Below are 23,733 nucleotides of genomic sequence, written 5' to 3' on the forward strand. Positions count from 1 at the left end.
GCTGTCTATTTCATGGCGTTTGGCGATCTCACCATAGCCTGCCTGACCGTCCAGGTAGCTCTGGATAACTGTCAGCCTGAACTGCTCCGAGTACCGATACATGAAAACACCCCAAAAGTTGGTGTCCAACTTTTGGGGTGCAGTTCAGTGCACACGCGCCGGGGCTTTCTCATTGCAGGGTTTCCCACGGCCGCGCCATGACGATCGGGGAGATCTGACATCGTTGTGTGCCGCGATGCCTTTCAGCGATGAAAACGTCCGCTCATCGTTGAAAAACACAACAGCCGATGCTCATGGCGCGGCGCGCGGCGGCATATCCTTCCCATCTTCAAGCATATGCCGCGCTAGCCTGGACGACCCTGCCCGCCATCCAGACCGCGGAAAACGTTACTTCATCAATCCGTTACTTGCAGCGTTACTTGCCAAGCTCGTGGCCAATCACGCCACCCACCACGGCACCACCCACGGTGCCTAGCGCGCTGCCGTTGGTCGCTTCGTGTCCAACGACGCCGCCCGCGACGGCGCCGGTTGCCGTGCAGCCCGAGAAGGCCCAACAGCATGCGCCCACCGCGAGCGCGCCAGCCAGTCGTTTCCACATGGTTGCTCTCCTGCATTCCGCGGGCCGCGTCGCATTGCCTAGGTCTTGCAGATTTGCGATGCGGCGCTTCCGCCACGACTCAAGAATAGGCGGGGCGCTGGGCGCAGCCATTCCGGCGCGCGCCGATTGGGATGTAGGAATTGTCGGACGGCGGGCGGGCCGGGTCGGCCTCGTGTCAAGCCCTCGGCAAGCTGGGCGCAAGCCGGGTACAGGTCGGATATCAGCGCGCAAGCAGGGAAAACGGGGGAGGCGGGCCTAGCGCAATCCCGCTAAAGTCTGGCCTCCATCCGCCGATAACCTTACTGATAACGGGAATTGCACGCTCGCGCGGCGCCACCCCTCAGAATTCCGGCTCTCCAAGCCACTGCTTCGTCACGCGCCACCATGATTTCCCCGAGCTACGACGCGCTTCTCGTCTTGTTTTCCCTGTTGGTGGCCATCCTCGCGTCCTATACCGCGCTGGACCTGGCCGGCCGTATCGCCACTGCGCGCGGACGCTATGCCCATATGTGGCTGGCCGGCGGCGCGGTTGCCATGGGGCTGGGCATCTGGTCGATGCATTTCGTCGGCATGCTGGCCTTCCGGCTGCCGATTCCACTGGGCTACGACCCCGCCATCACGGTGGGCTCGCTGTTGATTGCCATCGTCGCCTCGGCCTTCGCGCTGAAACTGGTCTGCCAGGAACACCTGCCTCGCCGCCGGCTGGTGATGGGCGCGCTGGTGCTCGGCGCCGCCGTGGCCAGCATGCACTACACCGGCATGGCCGCGCTGCGCATGCAGCCGGGCATCCAGTACGTGCCGTGGCTGTTCGTGCTGTCGATTGGGATCGCGGTGGTGGCGTCGGGCGTGGCGTTGTGGATTGCCTTCCGGCTGCGCCGGAACATGCCGCGCATCCACCAGTTGCGCCTCGGCGCCGCCGTGGTGATGGGCGGGGCCATCGCCGCCATGCACTACACGGGCATGGCAGCGGCCCAGTTTCCGCTCGGCAGCGTGTGCGGCGCGGCCCGGGACGGCGTGGACAGCGGCTCGCTGGCGCTGCCCATCCTCGTCGTCACGGTCTGCGTGCTGGCGGTGGCGCTGATTACGTCGGTCCTCGACATGCGGCTGGAAATGCGCACCGCCATGCTGGCACAGGCGCTCGGCGTGGCGAATAAGGAACTCGAATTCCTCGCCCTGCACGACAAGCTCACCCATCTGCCGAACCGCGCGCTGCTGGACGACCGCTTCGCGCAGGCCATCCAGGCCGGCGCCAGCCAGCATGCGCGCTTTGCCGTGCTGTTCGTCGATCTCGACGGATTCAAGGGCGTCAACGATACCTACGGCCATCACGTGGGGGACGGCCTGCTGGTGGAAATCGCCCGGCGGCTGCGCTCGGCGGTGCGCGCCGATGACACCATCTCGCGTGTGGGCGGCGACGAATTCGTGTTGCTGGTGCGCATCGACGAACCCGAGGACGCCGGCGTGATCGCCGAAGGGCTGCTGGAAGCGCTGCGCGAGACCGTGCAGGTGGCCGGCCATGCGCTGCATGTCTCGGGCAGCATCGGCATCGCCCTGCATCCGGCGGATGGGCAGGACCAGGACGCGCTGATGTCCAACGCGGACGCGGCGATGTATCACGCCAAGGCCGCCGGCCGCAACGCGTACTGCTTCTTCGAACGCTCGATGAATCACCAGGCGCGCACCCAGCAGGCGCTGATCCAGGATCTGCGCGGCGCGCTCAAGCACGGGCAGCTACAGCTGCACTACCAGCCCAAGTTCGCGGCGGCGGGCGGCGAGCTGGTCGGCGCGGAGGCGCTGCTGCGCTGGAACCATCCCGCGCACGGCATGCTGATGCCGGACCAGTTCATCACGCTGGCGGAGAAGACCGGCGCGATCGTGCCGATTGGCGCCTGGGTGCTCGACGAGGCGTGCCGCCAACTGGCCGAGTGGCACGCGCTGGGCCATACGAGCTGGTCGATGGCGGTCAACCTGTCGGCGCTGCAGTTCTGCCATGCCGGCATGGTCGAGTCGGTAGGGGAGGCGCTGGCGTGCCACGGCGTGCCGCCGGCCAGCCTGACGCTGGAGATCACGGAGTCCACGGCCATGCGCGACGTGGAGGCCAGCCTGGCCATCCTCACGCAACTGGACGACATGGGCGTGCGCATCGCCATCGATGATTTCGGTACGGGGTATTCGAGCCTGCTGCACCTGAAGCGGATTCCGGCCAGCGAGCTGAAGATCGATCGTGGCTTCGTGCGGGATCTTGCGGAGGATACGGAGGATGCGGCCATCGTGTCCGCCATCGTGGCGCTGGGCCGCACGCTGAAACTGCAGGTGGTGGCGGAAGGTGTGGAAACGGCCGCGCAGCGGACCTTCCTTGCCGATCTGGGCTGCGACGCGCTGCAAGGCTACCTGTTGGGCCGCCCGATGCCCGCGTCGCAATTTCCCGGCGTGGAGCAGGCGGGCTGAAGCCGCCTGCGCGCGAGGGAGGGGTGTCGATCAGGCGCCGCTGTCGAACGCGTCACGCGGGCCGGTAGCGCTGAACGCACCGTCCACGAACGGGCTGCGGGTGTCGTGCACGGCGCGGGCGCCGTCGGAATAGACATCGCGCGCACCCACACGGGCCCCGTCGGTGAACGGGTCGGTCGACCGCGGCGCGGCGTTGGCGAGACCGGCGGTGCCGGCCAGTGTGGCGGCCAGTGTGGCGGCCAGCGCAGCGTAGGCGATGGTTTGTCGGATGGTTTGTCGGATAGAAGGCATAGTGAGACTCCGTTGCGTGTCCCAGGGAGGCGGGAAACTGCGTTGGGCCGCGCTGCGTGGCGCCGTTCTTGACGACGCGCACCGGGCTGATGGCGACCATGGCAGGCAGTCTAGAAGCGGGCCCCCGACGCCAAGATGACCCATCCATGACAATGCTGTCATGCAGCAATTCCAGCGGTGTGACGATGTGCCGCCGCACGAAATGCGGCGGGGGCGGAGCAAACACCCTGTAGAATCCGTACTGGCCCAGCCGTTCAGGGCCATTCCCCCAAAAAGGTCTTTCACCAGCCCGCCCATCTTGCGGCGGGCGCCGCACGATAGTCATGTCCGAGTCTGATGCAGCCAAACTAGCCGCGGTAGCGTGGATCCGCGAGCAAATGGATCGCCATGGCCTGACGTTCGACGATCTGGTCGAAGCAGGTTGCTTTGCCGATAGCGAAGACGGCGACGCCGTCACCGTGGAAACCGACGTACCCCCCACCATCGCCGCCCAACCCGAAGTTGCGCGCGTACGGGTGCTCTACCGCAATGCGATGGGGCAGACGTGGGACGGTACCGGCGAATATCCCGACTGGCTCCAGCGCGCAGTCAACGCGGGGCAGTCGATCGATTTTTATCGCGTGGACTGAGCGCCACGCGGGCAGGGTTCAGCAGTGGGGGGCCGGGCGCTCGACCGGCAGCGGGACGTAGGCCGCTGAGGTCGCGAACGCCGCCGGCGAGGCCATCGGCATGGAGTGTCGATGATGCTCAAGCGCCACACGCGGCAGTTCCGCGAGCACGGGCAGGGGCGCCGGCAGGTTGGCCGCGCTGGTCGCCTCGGTGCACTGGGCCGCTTCCGTGTTGGCGATGGCGGCTTCGGCCTCGGCCTTGATGGCCACATGCCGTTCCGACATCGACAAACCGGCCACTTCCGCTACGCTGGAGTCCACGACCGCCGCGCTGGCGCCGGAAACGGGCAGGGTGGACAGGGCAAGGCACAGCAGGGAGAGGGCAGGCAGGCGTTTCATTGCGGGATCTTGGGGGCGGCGCGCCAGACGGGACGCACAGGTGGCGTCCTTTCATCATGGCAGCCCGCATTGTACTGGGATTCCACCCGTCAGAACGCTGGCGCCAAGATGACATTCCTGCAATCTTCGCCCATTGCGTACCAACCTCGGCTAGTGTCGTGGATTCCCCCCGCAACCCATGGCTGTTGTCAGTGAATTCCCATGCGCATCCTGATTGTTGAAGACGAACCCAAGGCCGGCGACTACCTGCTCAAGGGCCTCACGGAATCAGGTTTCGTGGCCGATCTCGCCCGCGACGGCGTGGACGGCCTGGGCCACGCACGCGAGCAGCACTACGACCTGATCGTCCTCGACGTGATGCTGCCCGGCATGGACGGCTGGCAGGTGCTGCGCGAACTGCGCCGCGACAAGGACACCCCAGTGCTCTGCCTGACCGCTCGCGACGAATTGTCCGACCGCCTCAAGGGCCTGGAACTGGGCGCCGACGACTACATGGTCAAGCCGTTCGCCTTCGCGGAACTGGTGGCGCGCATCCGCACCATCCTGCGGCGCGGGCCGCTGCGCGAGAGCGAGTTCATGGAAGTGGCCGATCTCCAGATCGATGCGATCCGGCGCCGCGTCTCGCGTGCCGGGCAGAAGATCGATCTCACATCGAAGGAATTCGCGCTGCTGCAACTGCTGGCGCGGCGCCGGGGCGAGGTGCTCTCGCGCTCGCTGATCGCCTCCCAGGTCTGGGACATGAACTTCGACAGCAATACCAATGTGGTGGATGTGTCCATCCGCCGGCTGCGCGCCAAGGTGGACGATCCGTTCCCGCGCAAGCTGATCCACACGCGTCGCGGCATGGGCTACGTGCTCGACGAATCGGACGAGGGCTGAGCGGCGATGGCGCGTCGCTGGCGACGAATGCTGGGCCGCCTCTCCGGCGCGCTCCCGGTTTCCCTCACGGCGTCCCTGACCACGCGGCTGGCGCTGGCCTATGGCCTGACCACGGCGCTGATCCTGGTCGGCGTGGCCGCCTACCTCTCCAGCGCGCTCGACAGCCAGCTCCAGGCGCGCGACGAGAGCGAACTGGTTGGCGAGATCCTGCTCGTGCGCCACTTGCTGCGCGAGGTGGGCGACGAAGCCGATATCCGTGCCGACACCCACCGCTTTGCCGATATCGCCATGGGCCATGAGGGCCTGATCCTCGTGGTGCGCACGCGGCAGGGCGAGCCGCTGATCACGCTGAATCCGCGCAACGAGTCGGTGCCGCCGCTGCGCGTGCTGCCGGCTAACGCCGCGCCGGACAAGGGCATGCTCCAGACCTGGTATCCGCGCAACGGCGTGCCGTCGCGCGGCATGGCGGCGCTGGGCGTGCTGGGCAATACCGACCGCGCCGTGGAGATCATCGTGCTCAGCGATGCCGGTTACCGCGTGGCGCTGATGAGCGAATACCGCAGCCAGCTACTGGGCGCGGTGCTGTGCGGCGCGCTGGTGGCGGCGGCGCTGGGCTACCTGCTGGCGCGCCGGGGCCTAAGGCCGCTGCGCCGCATGGCCGGCGACGCGGCGGCGGTGACCACCAGCCGGCTGGCTACGCGGCTGGACGTGGGCGGCGCGCCCGAGGAGCTGCGCGAACTGGCCGGCGCCCTCAACGGCATGCTGGCGCGGCTGCAGGACAGCTTCACGCGGCTCTCGGCATTCTCGGCCGATCTGGCCCACGACTTCCGCACGCCGATCAGCAACCTCGTGGGACAGACGCAGGTCACGCTGGCCCAACGCCGCAGCGCCGCCGAGTACGAATCGCTGCTCGAATCGAACCTCGAGGAATACGAGCGGCTGGCGCGGATGATCGAGAACATGCTGTTCCTGGCCCGCGCGGACAACGCGCAGGTGGCGTTGGGGGCATGCGAACTCGACGCCCGCGCAGAACTGGACAAGGTCGCCGAGTACTTCGAGGCCGTGGCCGCCGACCGCGACGTCACGCTGGCCGTGTCGGGCGTCGCCACGGTCACGGCCGACCGCACGCTGCTGCGGCGCGCCATCATCAACCTGCTCGACAACGCCCTGCGCCACGCGCCGGCCGGCAGCACCGTGCGCGTGGCGGTGGGGCGCGGTCGGCCGGGCTTTACCGACATCCGCGTGGCCAACGACGGCCCGGCCATCGCGCCGGAGTCGTTGCCGCACCTGTTCGGGCGCTTCTACCGCGCCGACCCGTCGCGCCGCAATTCGGCCACCTCCACGGGGCTGGGGCTGGCCATCGTCGATACCATCATGCGGCTGCATGGCGGCAGCGTCACCGTGCGCAGCGATGCGGTACAGACCGAGTTCGAGATCGACTTTCCGGACGCGTTGACCGGCAGCAAGGCCGGCGCATAATTGACGGCGCCCGGATCTGGGCAACCCACGTGACGTAAAGGAGACCGATATGCAGGTACAACCGTATCTCGATTTTGGTGGCCGTTTCGACGAGGCGATGGCGTTCTACGGCAAGGTGCTCGACGCCAAGGTGACGTTCCTGATGCGCTACAAGGAAGCGCCGCCCGGAGAGGCGCCTGCCTCGCCGGCCTGGGGGGACAAGGTGATGCACGCCAACATCCAGATCGGCGACAGCCAGATCATGGCCTCGGACGGCAGGGAAGGCCAGCCGTATCCCTTCTCGGGCTTTATGCTGTCCGTCGGCTACGTGCCCAACGCGGAGGGCAAGCGCATCTTCGAGGCGCTGGCCGAAGGCGGAAAGGTGCTCATGCCGTACCAGAAGACATTCTGGGCCGAAGGATTCGGCATGCTCGTCGACAAGTTCGGCATGAGCTGGATGGTCAACTGCGAGCACTAAGAGCAGGCCCGGCGGCGCCCAATCCCCCGCGCCGATGCGCCCACCGGTACAGCACCGGGAGGACAAGCAGCGTCAGCGCCGTCGATGACAGGATGCCGCCGATCACCACCGTGGCCACCGGGCGCTGTACCTCGGCGCCCGTGCCGGTGGCGATGGCCATCGGCACGAAGCCCAGCGACGCCACCAGCGCCGTCATCAGCACCGGCCGCAGGCGGGTCAGGGCGCCGGTGGTGACCGCCGCGTCCAGTGGCTGGCCGCCGTCCCGCAGGGTGCGGATGAACGACAGCATCACCAGCCCGTTCAGCACCGCCACGCCAGACAGCGCGATAAACCCCACCGCCGCCGAGATCGACAGCGGCATGCCACGCAGCCAGAGCGCCAGCACGCCGCCCGTCAGCGCGAACGGAATGCCGGTGAAGACCAGCAGGCCGTCGCGCAGATTGCCGAACATGGCGAACAGCAACCCGAAGACCAGCAGCAACGCCAGCGGTACCACGATGGCGAGCCGTTGCGTGGCCGATTGCAGCTGCTCGAACGTGCCGCCCCAGGCAATCCAGTAGCCGGCCGGCACCGTCACCCCACGCTCGACGGCGCTCATCGCCTCCGGCACGAAGCTGCCGACATCGCGCCCGCGCACGTTGGCGCTGACCACGATGCGCCGCTTGCCGTTCTCGCGCGATACCTGGTTCGGCCCCGGCGCAATCTCCAGCGTGGCGATCTCGCCCAGCGGGATGTAGCTCGTGCGCGCCTCGGCGCCCTTGGTTTCCGCGGCCGGCAGCGGAATCGGCAGGCGCCGCAGCGCCTCCACGTCGGCACGAATCCCTTCCGGCAGCCGCACGCCGATATTGAAGCGGCGGTCGCCCTGGTAGAACAGGCCGGCCTCCCGCCCGCCCACGGCAATTGCCACGGTTTCCTGCACATCGGCCATGTTCAGGCCGTAGCGCGCGGCGCGCGCGCGGTCGATGTCTACCGTGAGCACCGGCAGCCCGGAGGTCTGCTCCACCTTGACCTCGGCGGCGCCGGGCACGCGTTGCAGCACCTCGGCGATGCGCTGGGCGGTGGCGGCCAGCACGGCGTTGTCGTCGCCATAGAGCTTCACCGCCACGTCGCTGCGCACGCCAGAGATCAACTCGTTGAAGCGGAGCTGGATCGGCTGCGAGAACTCGTAGCGGTTGCCGGGCAGCTGCTCCAGTTCGGCTGACATGGCCGTGCGCAGCGCGTCGTACGAGCGGGATGGATCGGGCCACTGGTCGCGCGGCTTGAGCATGATGTAGCCGTCCGAGATGTTGGGCGGCATCGGGTCCGCCGCGATCTCTGCCGTGCCCGTGCGCGCGAACACGCGCTCCACCTCGGGAAACTTCGCCTTGAGCCGGGTTTCGATCTGCTGCTGCATCGCCACCGACTGGGTCAGGCTGGTGCCTGGAATGCGCAGCGCCTGCACGGCGAAGTCGCCCTCATTCAGGTTGGGGATGAACTCGCTGCCGAGCCGCGTGGCCACCAGCCCGCTCAGCAGCACGGCCACCACGGCGCCGGTCAGCACCACCGGCGTATTGGCCAGCGCGCGCGACAGCGCCGGCGCGTACCAGCGGCGCGCCCAGCCCATCACGCGGTTCTCCTTCTCCGCCACGCGGTCGCCAATGCACAGCGCCACGGCGGCCGGCACGAAGGTCACCGAGAGGATCAGCGCACCCAGCAGCGCCAGCACCACGGTGTTCGCCATCGGGTGGAACATCTTCCCCTCGACGCCCGTCAGCGCCAGGATCGGCACGTAGACGATCATGATGATGAGCTGGCCGAAGACCAGCGGCCGCCGCGCCTCCCGCGCCGCCGCGAACACCTCCTCGAAGCGCTCGGCACGCGTCAGCGGCCGTCCGGCGGCCTGCCGCGCATGGGCCAGCCGCCGCACGCAGTTCTCGACGATGACCACCGCGCCATCGACGATGATGCCGAAGTCCAGCGCGCCCAGGCTCATCAGGTTGGCGCTGATGCCGGCCGCCACCATGCCGGTGAACGTGAACAGCATCGACAGCGGGATCACCATCGCCGTGATCAGCGCCGCGCGCAGGTTGCCGAGGAACAGGAACAACACCGCCACCACCAGCGCGGCGCCTTCCAGCAGGTTCTTCTTGACCGTGGCGATGGCCTTGTCGACCAGCACGGTGCGGTCGTAGACCGTCACCGCCCGCACGCCGGCCGGCAGCGACTTGTTGATCGCCACCATGCGCGCATCCACCGCGCGCGACACGGCGCGGCTGTTCTCGCCAATCAGCATGAAGACCGTGCCGAGCACTACCTCCCGCCCGTTGTCGGTGGCCGCGCCGGTGCGCAACTCCCGGCCCAGCCCCACATCGGCCAGATCCCGGATGCGGATCGGCTGGCCCTGGGCGGTGCCGACGATCACGTCGCGGATGTCGTCGATCGACTTCACCTGCCCCGGCGCCCGCACCAGGTACTGCTCGCCGCGCCGCTCGATATAGCCGGCGCCGACGTTGCCGTTGTTGCGCTCCAGCGCCTGCACCACGTGCTGGAGGGACATGCCGTAGGCCGCCAGCTTCTCGGGGTTCGGCGCCACGAGGTATTCCTTGGCGAAGCCGCCGATCGTGTTGATCTCGGTCACGCCCGGCACGGTGCGCAGCTGCGGCTTGATGAGCCAGTCCTGGATCTCGCGCAGGTCCGTGGCGGTGTAGGGCGTGCCGTCCGGCTTGCGCGCGTCGGGCTCGGCCTCCACGGTCCACAGGTAGATCTCGCCGAGGCCGGTCGAGATTGGCCCCATCTGCGGCGCCACGCCGGCTGGCAGCTGCGCGCGGGCGTCCTGGATGCGCTGGCTGACCAGTTGCCGCGCGAAGTGGATATCGGTGCCGTCCCGGAAGATCACCGTGACCTGCGACAGCCCGTAGCGTGACAGCGAGCGCGTCTGCACCAGCCCCGGCAGGCCGGCCATGACCGTTTCGATCGGATAAGTGATGCGCTGCTCGGATTCGAGCGGCGAGTAGCCCGGCGCCGCCGTGTTGATCTGGACCTGGACGTTGGTGATGTCCGGCACGGCGTCGATCGGCAGCCGGCCGTAGTTGTAGAAGCCCAGCGCGGCCATGACCAGCACGGCCAGCATGACCAGCCAGCGCTGGGCGATGGCGAAGCGGAGAATGCGTTCGAACATGTGTGGTCGCTCCGCTCAGTGGGCGTGCTCGGCGCCAGCCTTGCCCTGTTCGGCCTTCAGCACGAAGCTGTTGGCCGCCACGTAGCGCGTGCCGGCGGGCAGGCCGTCCGTGACCTCGATGCGCTGGCCGTCCGTGCGGCCGGTCTTGACCGTGCGCGCCGCGAAGCCGCCGGGCACCGCCACGAAGACCTGCGTGTGGCCATCGTCGGTCTGCAGGGCTTCGGCTTCGATCACCACGGGGGCGTCCACTTCGCCCGTATTGACGCTGACCGTGACGAACAGCCCGGGGCGCCAGGCCATCTCGGGATTGGCCAGCGTCACACGGGCGGTGGCCGTGCGGGTCTGCTGGCCGAGCAGGGCGCCCACGTAGGAGACCTTGCCGTCGGCGGTGCCGTCGAACGCGGTGGAAGTGACGCGTACCGCCTCCCCGAGCCGCACGTGGCCGAGATCCTTCGGCGCGATCACAAATTCGGCCCAGACCGTGGTCAGGTCGGAGAGGGTGAAGACGGCGGTGTCGGCGCCCACGGCTTCGCCCAGCGACAGGTGTTTCTCGACCACGATGCCGTCGAACGGCGCGCGCAGTTCGAAGCGGTTGATGCCGTCCGCCGAAGGCTTCGCGCCGATGGCGGTCAGCTTCTGCGTGGCGTTGCGCACGGCGATTTCGGCTTCCTGCAAGGCCGTGCGGGCGGCGAGGTAGTCCTGCTCGGCGGAGACTTTGTCTTCCCAGAGCCGCTTCTCGCGCGCGAAGGTGCTGCGCGCCAACTCCAGCCGGCGCTGGCCGGCCAGCCATTCACTGCGCAGTTCGGACAACTGCGAGCTGGCGAAAGCCGCCAGCAAGTCGCCCTTCTTCACCCGCTGGCCGAGGTTGGCCGCGACCGCCTCCGCCACGCCCGCCACGCGCGGCACCACGTGCGCGGTGCGATCCTCATTGAAGCGGATTTCGCCCGGGAACTGCACCGTGCTGCGGATGCGGCCCGGGCCGGCGGTACGTAGCACGAGGTTGGCGTTGGCGATCTGCTCAGGCGTCATGGCGATCAGGCCGGGGGCGGCGGCTGGGGCCTGAGGCGCCGAGGCGGCGGGTGCCTGATTGCCGTGATCGCCGTGATCGCTGTGGCTGCCGTGGCCGTGGTCGTCATGCGAACCGCTCTCGCGGCCCACCAGCAGCAGCGCCAGCGCGGCGATCAGGCCGCCGATGACGATGGCCGCGATGGCCATGCCTTGTTTTCGTGTGAGGGTCATGGGAAATCCTTGCGGCGCGTCAGCGGCCGAGAATGCGGTCGATCGTGGTGGCGGCCTGCCAGGCATTGGCCACCACGCCGAGATAGCGGATGCGCGCCTGGAACAGCGTGCGCTGGGCGTCCAGTACTTCGAGATAGCTGAACTTGCCGGCCTCGAAGCCCTGCGTGGCGGCCTGATAGGCGCGCTGGGCGGCAGGGAGCACGGTGTCGCGTAGCGTCTGCGCTGAGCCGCGCGAGACGGCGAGTTGGCTGGTGGCCTGTTGGAGGTCGTGGTCCAGCCGGAGCCGCGTGGCGCGATAGGTGTCCGCCGCCTTGTCGGCCTGCCGGATCGCGGTGTAGAGGTTGCCCTGGTTGCGATCGAACAGCGGCAGCGGAATCGCCACGCCGAGCACCGGGTAGTAGCCACGGTCGGACGCGTTTTCGCGCTTGGCGCCAAGGCTCAGCGTCACATCGGGATACTGGCGGCTGCGCTCCACGTTGATCTCGGCCTGCCGGCGCGCCAGTTCGCGCTGGCTGGCCACGGTGGCGGGGGCGGCGTCGAGCGCTTCGCGCAGGACGAGGGCGTCCGGGCGCGCGGGCAGCGTATCGAGGCTGCCGTCCGCTTCGGCGAACTGGGGCGACGGGTTGCCCCACAGCGTGGCCAGCGCCTGCCGCGCGGCGACAAGCGCCGCATCGGCCTCGGCGCGCTCGAGTTCGGCATTGGCCAACTCCACGCCGGCCTTGGTTTCTTCCACCGGCGAGACCTTGCCGGCCGCCACGCGGCGCGCGGCCACGTTGGCGCCGCGCCTGGCGATGTCGACGGCACCCGCTGCCAGCCGCACGCGCTCCTGGGCCACCAGTACGTTGAAAAAGGCGCCGATGACGCTGGCGCGGAGGTCGGCTTGCGTAGCTTCCAGCTGCGCTTGCGCCAGTTCACGGGTGCGCTGGGCCACGCCGATCCGCGCGGCGCGCTTGCCGCCCAGCTCCACCGGCAGGTTCATCTGCGCCGTGGTGGTGCGGGTGGACTGGCGCGTGTCTTCCATCAGCACGGCCACTTCGGGGTTCGGTATCACGCGCGCCTGGGTGATGCCGCCTTCGGTGGCGTCAAGCTCGTGGCGCGAGGCGGAGAGCGTGGGGTTCTGCGCGATGGCCAGCGCCAGCGCGGTTTCCAGCGTCAGCGGGCCGGGTGGCTCCTGGCCGGCAGGCGGTGACACAGGTGGCAAGGCAAGCTGCGCGGCGGCATGGGGCAGGAGGCCGCACCACGCCAAAGCGGCGGCCATTGCCCAGGGCAATACAAGGTTTCTCATCGAATTTCACCGTTGCAAACAGGGAAAACCGGCGAGACGTCAGGCAGTCAGGGAAGGGGGATTGTCCGCGTCTCGCCGCTCAGGCGGGACGGGACCACTGGGGCCGGTCTGGGGCGCGCGCGGGGATCGAGCCGAAGCCCGCAACACGCGGCAGGTAGCGCACGGTGACGAAATGGTAGCTGCCGGGCAGGATGGCCTGCGCAATCACCCCGTGCGAGCCGGGGAAGTGGCAGGCGGCGCAGTCGGCGTCGGGCAGTTTCGGGGCCGGCTTGGCGGCGTCCTGATGGGCATCGGCGCCAGGATGCACATGGCTGTGATGCCCGATGTGCCAACTGGCGCCGTTCGCCGGCGTGCGCTCCTCATGGGCGCAATACGCCGCAGCACCGGCCCAGGCGAACTGGATCGGCAGCAGGATGGCGAGAAAGACGAGGAGCAGGCGACGCATGGCGGCCGATTATACGGGGCTGCCGCGCGGGCGCACGTGACAACCGTGTCATCTGTGGGGCTTCGCCCCGAAGGGTTGACCTTGTAGCGACTACAGGGTCTTCAATGACATCCATATCAGACCAACGCTCACCGCCATGGCTCGCCATACCGACGATCACGTGATGCCTCATGCACATGCGCACGACCACGATCATGCCCACGATCATGCCCATGCCCCTGCCGCCGAGCACGCCTGCTGTGGCGGCGGTTGCGGTACGGCAACGGTGTCGATGCCGACGCCCATCCGTAAGCCGAAGGCGGCCCCGGCCGGTACGCGCTCGGCCGCCTACCGCATCGAGGCCATGGATTGCCCGACCGAGGAAACGCTGATCCGCAACAAGCTTGGCGGCATGGCCGGCGTGGCTGCGCTCGACTTCAATCTGATGCAGCGCGTGCTGACCGTCCACCACACGCTGGATTCGACTGAGGGCGTGGTCAAGGCGATTGCCACGCTCGGCATGCATGCCCAGCCGCTGAATGCCGACACCCAGGCTGATGCGCCGGTCGCCGCCCCCGAAGCGCCCAAGCCCTGGTGGCCGCTGGCGCTGGCCGGCGTGGCGGCGCTGGGCGCCGAGGTGGCGCATTGGTTCGAATGGGGCCTGCCGTATGCGCCCGCCGTGCTGGCGCTGGCCGCCGTGCTGGTGTCGGGTCTGGGCGTCTACCGCAAGGGCTGGATCGCCATCCGCCACGGCAACCTCAATATCAATGCGCTGATGAGCATCGCCGTCACCGGCGCCATGCTGATCGGCCAGTGGCCCGAGGCGGCGATGGTGATGGTCCTCTTCGCGCTGGCGGAGCGCATCGAGGCCGCCTCGCTGGACCGCGCGCGCAACGCCGTGCGCGGGCTGATGGCGATGGCGCCCGAGCAGGCCACCGTGCAGCAGCCGGACGGCACCTGGCTGGCCGTGATGGCGCGCGACGTGCCCGTGGGCGCCGTGGTGCGCCTGCGCCCCGGCGAGCGCGTGGCGATCGATGGCCGCGTGCTGCGCGGCCAGTCCGCGCTGGATCAGGCGCCGATCACGGGCGAGAGCGTGCCGGTCGACAAGGCCGTGGGGGATCCGCTGTACGCCGGCTCGATCAACCAGTCCGGCGAACTCGAATACACCGTGACGGCCCCGGCCAGCGATTCCACGCTGGCCCGAATCATCCACGCCGTGGAGGCCGCGCAGGGCAGCCGCGCGCCCACGCAGCGCTTTGTCGATCAGTTCGCGCGCATCTACACCCCGGTGGTGTTCGCGCTGGCCGTGGCCGTGGCGGTGGTGCCGCCGCTGCTGCTGGGCGGCGCCTGGCCCGACTGGATCTACAAGGCGCTGGTGCTGCTGGTGATTGCCTGCCCGTGCGCGCTGGTGATCTCCACGCCGGTGACCATCGTCAGCGGGCTGGCCGCCGCCGCGCGGCGCGGCATCCTGATCAAGGGTGGCGCCTATCTGGAACAGGGCCGGCACCTGAAGTGGCTGGCACTCGACAAGACCGGCACGCTCACGCACGGCAAGCCGGTGCAGACCGATGTCGGCCTGCTGGCGGATGACCTGCCGCAGGCACGCGCGATTGCGGCGAGCCTGGCCGCGCGCTCCGACCACCCGGTCTCGCGGGCCGTGGCTGTGGCGGCCGAAGCGGAAGGCATCGCCCCGCGCGCCGTGGACGATTTTGCCGCGTTGCCGGGGCAGGGCGTGCGCGGCGGCGTGGCGGGTGTGACGTACTTCCTCGGCAACCATCGCCTGATCCACGACCTCGGCGCGTGCTCGCCGGCGCTGGAGGCCCGGCTGGAGGCGATCGAGCGGCAGGGCAAGACGCTCGTCCTGCTGGCGTCCGCCGGCGCGGATGGGGCGAACCCGCGCGCGCTGGCGCTGTTCGGCGTGGCGGATACGGTGCGCGACACCAGCCGGCAGGCTATCGAGGCACTCCACGCGCTAGGCGTGAAGACGCTGATGCTGTCCGGCGACAACCCGCACACGGTGCAGGCGATTGGCGCGGCGGTGGGGATCGACGAGGTGCGCGGCAATCAGCTGCCGCAGGACAAGGCAGACGCCATCGCGGCGCTGGCCGGGCAGGCGCACACGCACGGCGGCGGCGTAGGCATGGTGGGCGACGGCATCAACGACGCCCCGGCGCTGGCGCGCGCCGACATCGGCTTCGCCATGGGCGCGGCGGGCACCGATACCGCCATCGAGACGGCCGACGTGGCGCTGATGGACGACGACCTGCGCAAGATCCCCACCTTCGTGCAGCTTTCCCGGCGCACGGCGGCCATCCTCAAGCAGAACATCGCGCTGGCGCTGGGCATCAAGGCGGTCTTCCTCGTACTGACCGTGATGGGCCTGGGCACGATGTGGATGGCCGTGTTCGCCGACATGGGCGCCAGCCTGCTGGTGGTGTTCAACGGGCTTCGGCTGGCGCGGGGCGTGCGTTCGTGAACCTGTCCTCCAGTTCGTAACCGGTACTGCGCCCGCCGGTCGGTTGAGAAGCTTCACTTGCCGCTCGTTCAACGGCAGCATCGCCCAGTGACGCCAGAAGCGCGCCTTGGCCAGTACCGCGTCAAGGTTCAGGTGGGCGTGGTCGACTGCACGGTCCATTTGAGGAACAGGTGGGACTCGTCTTCGAGTTGATCGGCCGGCGGCGCCTCGAAATGCACGCGCTGGCGGCCAATGGGGCCCGAGACGACCTCCGCATCCGCAACTTATTCGCCGCAGGATATGCGGAGATTAGGGGGCTAATCTCCGCAAACCTACGGCTGGATGATCAGTTCCCCGCTGCGGCCGGCAATTTCGCCCCAGGTGACGGGCAGTTGCGGCAGGTCGGACCGGTCGAGGTGGCGGTAATAGGTGGCCATCGACACGAGGTCGTGGCCCTGCGCGCGCCAGCCGGCCAGCAGGCGCTCGAACACGGGTGCCAGCTTGCCGCCTTCCAGCTCCGTGTGGAGCGTGAAAATGTGATCGCCGGGGCCGTCGGTCAGGCGCAGCAGCGCGTGGTGGACGTTGTCCTCGGTGAGGTCGTCCACGCCGATCAGCTCGTCGAGCGTGGGTAGCGTGGTCGGCATCTGCACGTGGCGGCAGGGCTTGCCCGCTACGGTGGGGATGTACGGCGCGGTGCCGCGTCCGTCAGAGGCGTAGGCCATGCCCCAGTCGTCGATCTGCAGGAAGGCGTCGTCGTTCATCTGCCAGCCTGCCGCGCCGTGCGTGGTGGGCGGCGTGCCGAAGACCTCGACGAAGCGGCGGTGTGCGTGCTGCATCTGGCGGCGCGTCCAGGCGGCGTCGCGCGTGCGTACGTTGTCCTGCCAGTAGACGTGGTCCCAGGTGTGGATGCCGCACTCGTGTCCGGCCGCAGCGGCGGCGCGCATCTCGGCGGCGCCCTTGCGGCCGATGTCGGGCCCCGGCAGCAGCACGCCGTACATCAGCGTGCGCAGCCCGTAGTTGGACACCACCGACGTGCGCGACACCTTCTTCAGGAAGCCGGGCCGGAACACGCGCCGCAGCGCCCAGCCCGTGTGGTCCGGGCCGAGGCTGAACAGGAACGTGGCCTCCGCCTGCACGGCGGCGAGCATCGACAGCAGCTTGGGCACGCCTTCGCGGGTGCCGCGCAGCGTGTCCACGTCGACTTTCAGGGCAATGCGTGCCATGCCGTGCTCAGTGCGAGGCGTCGACCAGCGTACGCGCCTCCACCACCTTGTCGCGGTAGGCTTCGAAGATGCGGCGCAGCGCCTGTTCCATGTTCAGCTTCGGCTGCCAGCCCAGTTCTTCCATCGTGTTGTCGATCTTCGGCACACGGTGCTGTACGTCCTGATAGCCCTTGCCGTAGAACTCGCCGGAGGACGTCTCCACGATCTTGGTCTTGCGGGCTTCTTCGGCGTACTCGGGGTAGTCGGCAGCCATCTTGAGCATCATCTCGGCCAGTTCGCGCACCGAGTGGATGTTGGCCGGGTTGCCGATGTTGAAGATCTTGCCGCTGGCCACGCCGTTCTTGTTCTCGATGATCTGCATCAGGGCCGAGATGCCGTCCGAAATATCGGCGAACGCGCGCTTCTGGGCGCCGCCATCGACCAGCTTGATCGGCTCGCCCCGGACGATATGGCCCAGGAACTGCGTCACCACGCGCGAGGAGCCTTCCTTCGACTCGAAGATCGAATCCAGCCCGGCGCCGATCCAGTTGAACGGGCGGAACAGCGTGTAGTTCAGCCCTTCCTCCATGCCGTAGGCGTGGATCACACGGTCCATCAGCTGCTTGGAGCAGGCGTAGATCCAGCGCGGCTTGTTGATCGGGCCGTAGACCAGCGGGGACGCTTCCGGGTCGAACTCATCGTCGGCGCACATGCCGTAGACCTCGGAGGTCGACGGGAACACCAGGTGCTTCTTGTACTTCACGGCCGCGCGGACCATCGGCAGGTTGGCCTCGAAATCGAGTTCGAACACGCGCAGCGGGTGACGCACGTAGGTGGCCGGGGTGGCGATGGCCACCAGCGGCAGCACCACGTCGCACTTGCGGATGTTGTACTCGATCCACTCCTTGTTGATGGTGATGTCACCTTCGGAGAAGTGCAGGCGCGGATGGTTCACGAGATCGCCGAGGCGGTCGGAGGCCATGTCCATGCCGTAGACCTCCCAGTTGGTGGTCTCGAGGATGCGGCGCGTGAGGTGATGGCCGATAAAGCCGTTGACGCCAAGAATCAGGACTCGCTTGGGATGCATGGTTTCAGACAGGAACAGAAAGGTAAGCAGGAAAGCCGGTCAGCGCGACGTCGGGCTCGGGGTGGGCACGTTGGTCACCACCACCCGGCGCCAGTCGCGCGCCACCACGTACAGCGGCAGCGTGGGCGACAGCGCCAGATAGTTCTCCGGCGACATCACGGCCATGGCGGGCTGGCCGTTGCGCCAGACCTTGGCGAACGCGGCCATATCGGGCAGCCAGCGCTCCGGCTCCACCTCGGTGCCGAAGGACAGTTCGTCCGCCTCCGCCACCATGGTCAGCGGGTGCTGGACGTAGAACGGCAGGGTGTGATCGAGCATCTTCACGCCATAGAACGGCATGCCCGGGGTGAGCTTCTGCTGGACCAGCGGGGCGATGTCCGCGCCGGACGCCGGGCCGCCCACGGTTTCATGGCCGACCAGCGCCACCGTGAAGCCCAGGTACATGCCGAGCGCATACACGGCCACGCTGGGCAGCACGCCGCGCCGCAGCAGCCAGCGCGCGGCGGCAATGCCCAGCAGCATCACCACGAACGCCGCCGCTGCCCAGATCGCATAGGCGCGATAGAAGGCGTTCGGCGTATGGTTGGCGTTGAGCGTGGCCACCACCGGGCTGGCCAGCAGGCCGCACGCGGCCACGATGGCCATGCCGCCGAGCTGGCGCCGCCAGGCGCGCACGTCGAGGCGGTCCAGCGCCACGCCGGCCAGGATGCCCATCGCCGGGATCACGGGCACGATGTAGCCCGGCAGCTTCGAACGCGACAGGCTGAAGAACACGAAAATGGCGATGGCCCAGATGCCCGCCAGCAGCGCCGGGCGGAAGCGCTCCGCCGCATCATCCGGCTCATCGACCGGCGGCGTACCGATGGCACGCCACAGGCGCGGGAACAGTCCCACCCACGGCAGGAAGCCGCCCACCACCAGTGGCAGGAAGTACCAGATCGGCCCCGGCCGCGAGTGGACGCCCGAGGTATAGCGCTGCCAGTGTTCGTGGATAAAGAAGAAATGCAGGAATTCCGGGTTCCGCACCGATACGAGCCAGAACCACGGCACGGCCACGGCCAGCAGCACCAGCATGCCGGTGAATACGTGCAGCCGACGCCACAAGCGCCAGTCGCGCGTGATGCCTATATAGATAACGAGGACCAGCCCCGGCAGCGCTACGCCCACCAGCCCCTTGGTCAGCACGGCGGCGCCCATCGCCGCCCAGCAGGCGAGCATCCAGCCGCGCCGCGCGCTGGCCGAAGCGGCGGGATGCTGCGCCAGCAGCATGCAGGCGAGCACGCAGGCCATCACGCCGGCCAGCGTCATGTCGAGGGTGTTGAAGTGCGCCGCCACGCTCCACATCGGCGCCGCCAGCAGGGCCAGCCCCGCGAAGGCCGCCGCGCGGATGCCGAACCAGCGCCACGTGGCCAGCATCGACATGACGATGCCAGCCAGCCCGGCCAGCGCCACGCAAAGCCGCGCCTGCCATTCGCCCACGCCCCACAGCGCGTACGTCAGCGCCGTGACCCACATGTGGAACGGCGGCTTCTCGAAGTACTTCAGCGCGTTGTAGCGGATGGTGACCCAGTCGCCGGTAGCCAGCATCTCGCGCGAGATTTCGCCGTAGCGGCCCTCGTCCGGCCCCAGCAGGTGCCGCATGCCGAGCGTGCCGAACCAGACCAGCAGCGCCACGGCGACGAAGGCGGCGGCCCAGGCCATGGCCGGCGACCAGGCGCCCAGGCGCCAGCCCTCCAGCGGACGGGCCGGGGTGACGGCGGGCTGCTGAGTGGACAGGGAGGGGGACTGCGGATGAGACTGCGATTGCGGCATGCGCGCGGGGGGACTGGGTGAGACGAGCGCGCAGGTTAGGAGAGCAACCTTAATCCCACATTAAGCGTGCGACGCCGCCCGCGCGGTGCTACGCTTCACGCCGTTCCCCGTGCCGTATGCGCCCTTTTTCGCACCCAAGATGAGAATCCTTATCGTTGAAGACGACCCCATGCTCGGCGACGGCCTGCAACGCGGGCTGAAGCTCAAGGGGCATGCCGTGGACTGGTTCACCACCGGCGCGGAGGCGGATCGCGCCATCGCCAACATGCAATACGACGCCGTGGTGCTCGACCTCGGCCTGCCCGACGACGACGGCGTGGCCCTGCTCGCCCGCTGGCGCCAGCAGGGCTGCCAGACGCCGGTGCTGATGCTGACCGCGCGGGATGCGGTGTCCAGCCGCATCGGCGGCCTCGATGCCGGCGCCGACGACTACCTGATCAAGCCCGTCGATCTCGACGAACTCGCCGCCCGGCTGCGCGCCGTCACGCGACGCAGCGCGGGCATGCCCGAGCCGGTCTGGCACCACGGCGCGCTGGCCTACCAGCCGGCTGCCCGACAAGCTACGTGGCAGGGCCAGCCCGTGGACCTGACTGCCCGCGAGGCCATGCTGCTCGAGGTGCTCCTGGCGCACCCGAGCCGCGTGCTGACGCGCGAATTCCTGCGCGAAAAGCTCTACGCCTGGGAACAGGGTTCGGAGAGCAACACGCTCGAGGTCCACATCCATCATTTGCGCCGCAAGATCCACCCCGGCATCGTCCGCACCCTGCGCGGCGCCGGCTACACGCTCGGCACGCCGGAAGCCATCGCCAGCCCCGGAGACGACGCATGACCCTGCAGCGGCGCCTGATCCTGGCCGTGCTGGTGGGGGTGGCCCTCGCCTGGAGCCTCACCAGCGTGCTGATCTACCTCAGCACACAGGAGGAGATCAACGAGCTGTACGACACCGCCATGGTGCGCATGGCCCAGCAGATGCAGGCCGTGCTGCCGCTGATCAATGTGGGCGCGGTGCCGCAGCCGCCGCCCCAGAACGGTCCCCTGCCCGGCGATGCCGATCTGGGCGACATGGGTGACGCGGGCCTGGGCGACCTCGCCATCGCCGCGTGGCGGCCCGGCGGCGAGCCGCTGCATATCGATCCGGACGGCGACCGCCTGCCCCGCGCGTCGCGTGTGAAGGGCTTCACCAACGTCTCCATCGACGGTGTGCCGTGGCGGCTCTACTACCTCGACGATCCGGTGGAAGGCTGGCGCGTCTGCGTCGGACAGATCCAGGCCGAGCGCGAGGAACTGGTGGTGTCCTACCTCCAGGCCCAGGTGCTGCCGTGGGTGCTGGGCGTGCCGCTGCTGATGGCGCTGGTGGTGTGGGCCGTGCGCGCCACGCTGCGGCCGCTGCGCGCGCTTTCCACTGCCATCGCCGCGCGCGCCCCCGGCGACCCCGCGCCGTTGGAATTGGCCGATGTGCCGCCGGAACTGGCGCCGCTGGTCGGCGCGATGAACACCCTGCTCCACCGCGTCTCGGCGCTGATCGAGCACGAACGCCAGCTCACCGCCGATGCCGCACACGAGATGCGCACCCCGCTGGCCGCGCTCAAGGCGCAGTGGGACGTGGCGCGCCAGTCGAACGATCCCGAGGAACGCGCGCAGGCCTCTGCGAACGTGGAGGCCGGCATCGACCGGCTGAGCCATCTGGTGTCCCAACTGCTGACCATGAGCCGGCTCGAGGACGAGGACACGCAGCCGGTGCGCGCGGCGGTGGACTGGCGCGAGATCGTCCAGCAGGTGCTGTCCGATTGCCTGACGCTGTCCGAGCGTCGCCAGGTGGACATGGAGGTCACGTGGCCGGCGGCCATCCACCCGCCCCTGCCGGTGTGCGGCGATCCGGCACTGCTCGGCATCATGCTCCGCAACCTGATGGACAACGCCATCCGCTACAGCCCCGCCGGCACGCTGGTGACGCTGGCCTTCGCCCCAGACGCGATCACGGTGTCCGACCACGGCCCCGGCGTGGCGCCCGGCCTGCTGCCGCGCCTGGGCGACCGCTTCTTCCGGGGCGTCGGGCAGCGTGAACAGGGCAACGGGCTGGGCATCTCCATCGCCCGGCGCGTGGCCACGCTGCACGGCCTGTCATTAACTTTCGATAACCTCGCCAGCAGCGGCCGCACCGGGCTGCTCGCCACCATCCGCCCCGCCGAGGGCCAGACACCGCCCCCCCAATCGCCATGAGTGCCGTGCCAGACCTCGAACACACAGACGCCCGCGGCAACGCCTGGGCGGTCTTCCTGATCTTCCTGCGGCTGGGGCTGACGTCGTTCGGCGGCCCGGTGGCGCATCTCGGCTATTTCCGGGAGGCCTTCGTCACGCGGCGGCGCTGGTTCAGCGAGCAAGCCTATTCCGATATCGTCGCGCTCTGCCAGTTCCTGCCCGGGCCGGCCAGCAGCCAGGTCGGCATGGTGATCGGGCTGTCCCGGGCCGGCTACCGGGGCGCGCTGGCGGCATGGCTGGGCTTCACCATGCCATCGGCCATCGCGCTGATCGTGCTGGCGATGGGGCTGTCGGCCACGGGCAACCATGTGCCGGAAGGCCTGCTGCACGGCCTGAAGGTGGCGGCGGTGGCCGTGGTGGCGCAGGCCGTATGGGGCATGGCGCGTTCGCTCTGCCCGGACGCGCCGCGCCTGAGCGTGATGGCGCTGGCGGCGACGGCGGTCATCGTCGTGCCGTCGCCGTGGTGCCAGGTGGCCGTGATGCTGGCGGCGGGGCTGGCCGGCGCGCGCTGGTTCCGGCCCGCGCAGGCGCAGCCGCACGCGGCGCTGCCGGTGCCCATCGGCCAGCGTGCCGGCGCGGCCTTCCTGCTGGCGTTCGTCGTATTGCTGGTGGCACTGCCGCTGGCCCATCGGCTGTTTCCGAGCCAGCCGTTGGCAATGTTCGATGCCTTCTACCGGGCCGGCGCGCTGGTGTTCGGCGGCGGCCACGTGGTGCTGCCGCTGCTCCAGGCGGCCGTGGTGCCTACGGGCTGGGTCGACAACGACACCTTCCTGGCCGGCTATGGCGCCGCGCAGGCCGTGCCGGGCCCGCTGTTCACGTTCGCCGCCTTCCTCGGCGGCGCGATGCAAACGGCCCCCTCAGGATGGGCGGGCGGCATGCTCTGCCTCGTGGCGATCTTCGCGCCATCGTTCCTGCTGGTCTTTGGCGCGCTGCCGTTCTGGGAGCGGCTGCGCCGCAACGCCGGCACGCAGGCGGCGCTGGCCGGGGTGAACGCCGCCGTGGTCGGCCTGCTGGTGGCGGCGCTGTACTCGCCGGTCTGGACCAGCGCGATCCACGCCCCGGCGGACTTCGCGCTCGCGCTGCTGGCACTGGTGGCCTTGGCCGCGTGGCGGCTGCCGCCGTGGGGCGTGGTGCTGGCCTGCGCGGCGGCGGGCTGGGCGCTCGGGGGCTGAAGTGTCGAGGTATTAGCCCGGCAGCAATGCGCTGGCGTCGTACATCGCCGCGAACTCGGGGCTCGGCGGAATGGGCTGGATGATGTCCAGCATCACGCCGCTGGGGTCCACGGTAATGAAATGGCGCTGGCCGAACGCTTCGTCGCGCAACGGCAGCAGGATCGGCAACCCCGCCGCCTGCATGCGGGCGTGCACCGCGTCCACATCCTCCACTTCGAAATTGAGCAGCAGCCCGGCCGCCTGCTGGCCGCGCGCCGGGGCGGGAATCGTCTCATGCGTGCAATCGAGAATGGCGAGGTTCGTGCGCGCGTCGGCGTTGGACTGCAGGTGCACGTACCAGTCGCTCTCGAACAGCGGGCGGAAATCCACGTGCTGCGTGTAGAACGCCACCGTCTCCGCCACGTTCGTGGTCATGATCACCGGGTAGTAACTCGTGGTTTTCATCGCAAGTCTCCGTTGTGGCGCGCCGGCCGGGCGCGGAT

Annotated in this window: 21 protein-coding genes and 1 pseudogene; 9 read left to right on the top strand and 13 right to left on the bottom strand. The window is 68.9% G+C overall.

Going from position 1 to position 23,733, the window contains the following annotated elements; translation table 11 throughout:
- Together AC1EJR_RS04180 and AC1EJR_RS04185 are read right to left on the bottom strand one after the other, a co-directional pair.
- On the bottom strand, window positions 1-102 hold a 102-nt coding region (locus AC1EJR_RS04180; RefSeq protein WP_477106569.1), incomplete at its 3' end, for a transposase.
- Window positions 103-415: 313 nt separating this feature from the next.
- Window positions 416-598 (bottom strand): glycine zipper 2TM domain-containing protein, encoded by a 183-nt coding sequence (locus AC1EJR_RS04185; RefSeq protein WP_092299907.1) that lies wholly within the window; start codon window positions 596-598, stop codon window positions 416-418.
- A 384-nt stretch (window positions 599-982) separates the two neighbouring features.
- Here AC1EJR_RS04185 and AC1EJR_RS04190 point away from each other — a divergent pair, with 384 nt between their 5' ends.
- Entirely contained in the window at window positions 983-3,046 is a 2,064-nt protein-coding gene (locus AC1EJR_RS04190) for a putative bifunctional diguanylate cyclase/phosphodiesterase (RefSeq protein ID WP_092299910.1), read from the top strand.
- 30 nt (window positions 3,047-3,076) lie between these two features.
- Here the strand turns inward: AC1EJR_RS04190 and AC1EJR_RS04195 are convergent, their stop codons facing one another.
- Complete coding sequence (locus AC1EJR_RS04195; RefSeq protein ID WP_477113914.1) at window positions 3,077-3,337, bottom strand: copper resistance protein CopQ; 261 nt, start codon at window positions 3,335-3,337, stop codon at window positions 3,077-3,079.
- Window positions 3,338-3,660: 323 nt separating this feature from the next.
- On the opposite strand from AC1EJR_RS04195, the gene AC1EJR_RS04200 reads away from it, so the two are divergent.
- Window positions 3,661-3,966: an H-NS family nucleoid-associated regulatory protein gene (locus AC1EJR_RS04200; RefSeq protein ID WP_092299916.1), complete on the top strand. Its 306-nt coding sequence runs from the start codon at window positions 3,661-3,663 to the stop codon at window positions 3,964-3,966.
- A gap of 18 nt (window positions 3,967-3,984) precedes the next feature.
- On the opposite strand, the gene AC1EJR_RS04205 is transcribed toward AC1EJR_RS04200, so the two are convergent.
- Window positions 3,985-4,344: a hypothetical protein gene (locus AC1EJR_RS04205; RefSeq protein WP_092299919.1), complete on the bottom strand. Its 360-nt coding sequence runs from the start codon at window positions 4,342-4,344 to the stop codon at window positions 3,985-3,987.
- A 201-nt stretch (window positions 4,345-4,545) separates the two neighbouring features.
- Between AC1EJR_RS04205 and AC1EJR_RS04210 the strand changes: the two genes are divergently transcribed.
- Genes AC1EJR_RS04210 through AC1EJR_RS04220 form a run of 3 tightly spaced genes read left to right on the top strand, consistent with a single transcriptional unit; the run spans window position 4,546 to window position 7,159 of the window.
- Window positions 4,546-5,223, top strand: coding sequence for a heavy metal response regulator transcription factor (locus AC1EJR_RS04210; RefSeq protein WP_092299922.1), 678 nt, complete (start codon window positions 4,546-4,548; stop codon window positions 5,221-5,223).
- A 27-nt stretch (window positions 5,224-5,250) separates the two neighbouring features.
- Window positions 5,251-6,702, top strand: coding sequence for a heavy metal sensor histidine kinase (locus AC1EJR_RS04215; protein WP_255370953.1), 1,452 nt, complete (start codon window positions 5,251-5,253; stop codon window positions 6,700-6,702).
- 49 nt (window positions 6,703-6,751) lie between these two features.
- Window positions 6,752-7,159, top strand: a complete 408-nt coding sequence (locus AC1EJR_RS04220; RefSeq protein WP_441644359.1) for a VOC family protein — start codon at window positions 6,752-6,754, stop codon at window positions 7,157-7,159.
- On the opposite strand, the gene AC1EJR_RS04225 is transcribed toward AC1EJR_RS04220, so the two are convergent.
- The 4 genes from AC1EJR_RS04225 to czcI all read right to left on the bottom strand — a co-directional run bounded on the left by AC1EJR_RS04225 (window position 7,143) and on the right by czcI (window position 13,285).
- Window positions 7,143-10,316, bottom strand: a complete 3,174-nt coding sequence (locus AC1EJR_RS04225; RefSeq protein ID WP_477110478.1) for an efflux RND transporter permease subunit — start codon at window positions 10,314-10,316, stop codon at window positions 7,143-7,145. The two genes, AC1EJR_RS04220 and AC1EJR_RS04225, sit on opposite strands and share 17 nt — an antisense overlap.
- A gap of 15 nt (window positions 10,317-10,331) precedes the next feature.
- A complete protein-coding gene (locus AC1EJR_RS04230) occupies window positions 10,332-11,555 on the bottom strand; it encodes an efflux RND transporter periplasmic adaptor subunit (protein ID WP_477113913.1) in 1,224 nt (407 codons plus the stop codon).
- A gap of 19 nt (window positions 11,556-11,574) precedes the next feature.
- The gene (locus AC1EJR_RS04235) at window positions 11,575-12,840 is read right to left on the bottom strand and encodes a TolC family protein (RefSeq protein ID WP_143093935.1); all 1,266 of its coding nucleotides are present in this window, start codon (window positions 12,838-12,840) and stop codon (window positions 11,575-11,577) included.
- A gap of 79 nt (window positions 12,841-12,919) precedes the next feature.
- A complete protein-coding gene (czcI, locus tag AC1EJR_RS04240; RefSeq protein ID WP_092299937.1) occupies window positions 12,920-13,285 on the bottom strand; it encodes a cation efflux protein, CzcI family in 366 nt (121 codons plus the stop codon).
- Between the two features lie 136 nt (window positions 13,286-13,421).
- Here czcI and AC1EJR_RS04245 point away from each other — a divergent pair, with 136 nt between their 5' ends.
- Complete coding sequence (locus AC1EJR_RS04245) at window positions 13,422-15,740, top strand: heavy metal translocating P-type ATPase (protein ID WP_477146877.1); 2,319 nt, start codon at window positions 13,422-13,424, stop codon at window positions 15,738-15,740.
- Between the two features lie 39 nt (window positions 15,741-15,779).
- Here AC1EJR_RS04245 and AC1EJR_RS04250 read toward each other — a convergent pair.
- From AC1EJR_RS04250 to AC1EJR_RS04265, 4 genes and pseudogenes are all read right to left on the bottom strand, one after another.
- Window positions 15,780-15,991, bottom strand: a pseudogene (locus AC1EJR_RS04250) (hypothetical protein); the annotation flags it as partial.
- Between the two features lie 60 nt (window positions 15,992-16,051).
- The gene (locus AC1EJR_RS04255) at window positions 16,052-16,942 is read right to left on the bottom strand and encodes a polysaccharide deacetylase family protein (protein ID WP_092299942.1); all 891 of its coding nucleotides are present in this window, start codon (window positions 16,940-16,942) and stop codon (window positions 16,052-16,054) included.
- A 7-nt stretch (window positions 16,943-16,949) separates the two neighbouring features.
- Window positions 16,950-18,008: a bifunctional UDP-4-keto-pentose/UDP-xylose synthase gene (locus tag AC1EJR_RS04260; RefSeq protein ID WP_477146878.1), complete on the bottom strand. Its 1,059-nt coding sequence runs from the start codon at window positions 18,006-18,008 to the stop codon at window positions 16,950-16,952.
- A 39-nt stretch (window positions 18,009-18,047) separates the two neighbouring features.
- Complete coding sequence (locus AC1EJR_RS04265; RefSeq protein ID WP_477113014.1) at window positions 18,048-19,820, bottom strand: glycosyltransferase family 39 protein; 1,773 nt, start codon at window positions 19,818-19,820, stop codon at window positions 18,048-18,050.
- Between the two features lie 139 nt (window positions 19,821-19,959).
- Between AC1EJR_RS04265 and AC1EJR_RS04270 the strand changes: the two genes are divergently transcribed.
- The 3 genes from AC1EJR_RS04270 to chrA are packed head-to-tail and all read left to right on the top strand — an operon-like array spanning window position 19,960 to window position 23,251.
- On the top strand, window positions 19,960-20,649 hold the full coding sequence (locus AC1EJR_RS04270) for a response regulator (RefSeq protein WP_092295131.1): 690 nt from the start codon (window positions 19,960-19,962) through the stop codon (window positions 20,647-20,649).
- A complete protein-coding gene (locus AC1EJR_RS04275) occupies window positions 20,646-22,040 on the top strand; it encodes an ATP-binding protein (RefSeq protein WP_092295071.1) in 1,395 nt (464 codons plus the stop codon). The genes AC1EJR_RS04270 and AC1EJR_RS04275 overlap by 4 nt, the downstream gene beginning before the upstream one ends.
- Complete coding sequence (gene chrA, locus AC1EJR_RS04280; RefSeq protein ID WP_441592688.1) at window positions 22,037-23,251, top strand: chromate efflux transporter; 1,215 nt, start codon at window positions 22,037-22,039, stop codon at window positions 23,249-23,251. The genes AC1EJR_RS04275 and chrA overlap by 4 nt, the downstream gene beginning before the upstream one ends.
- Before the next feature lie 12 nt (window positions 23,252-23,263).
- Here the strand turns inward: chrA and AC1EJR_RS04285 are convergent, their stop codons facing one another.
- Window positions 23,264-23,695 (bottom strand): VOC family protein, encoded by a 432-nt coding sequence (locus AC1EJR_RS04285; RefSeq protein WP_477113015.1) that lies wholly within the window; start codon window positions 23,693-23,695, stop codon window positions 23,264-23,266.
- Window positions 23,696-23,733 lie beyond the last annotated feature (38 nt).

It is taken from the genome of Cupriavidus sp. 05T42 (genome assembly GCF_056396345.1).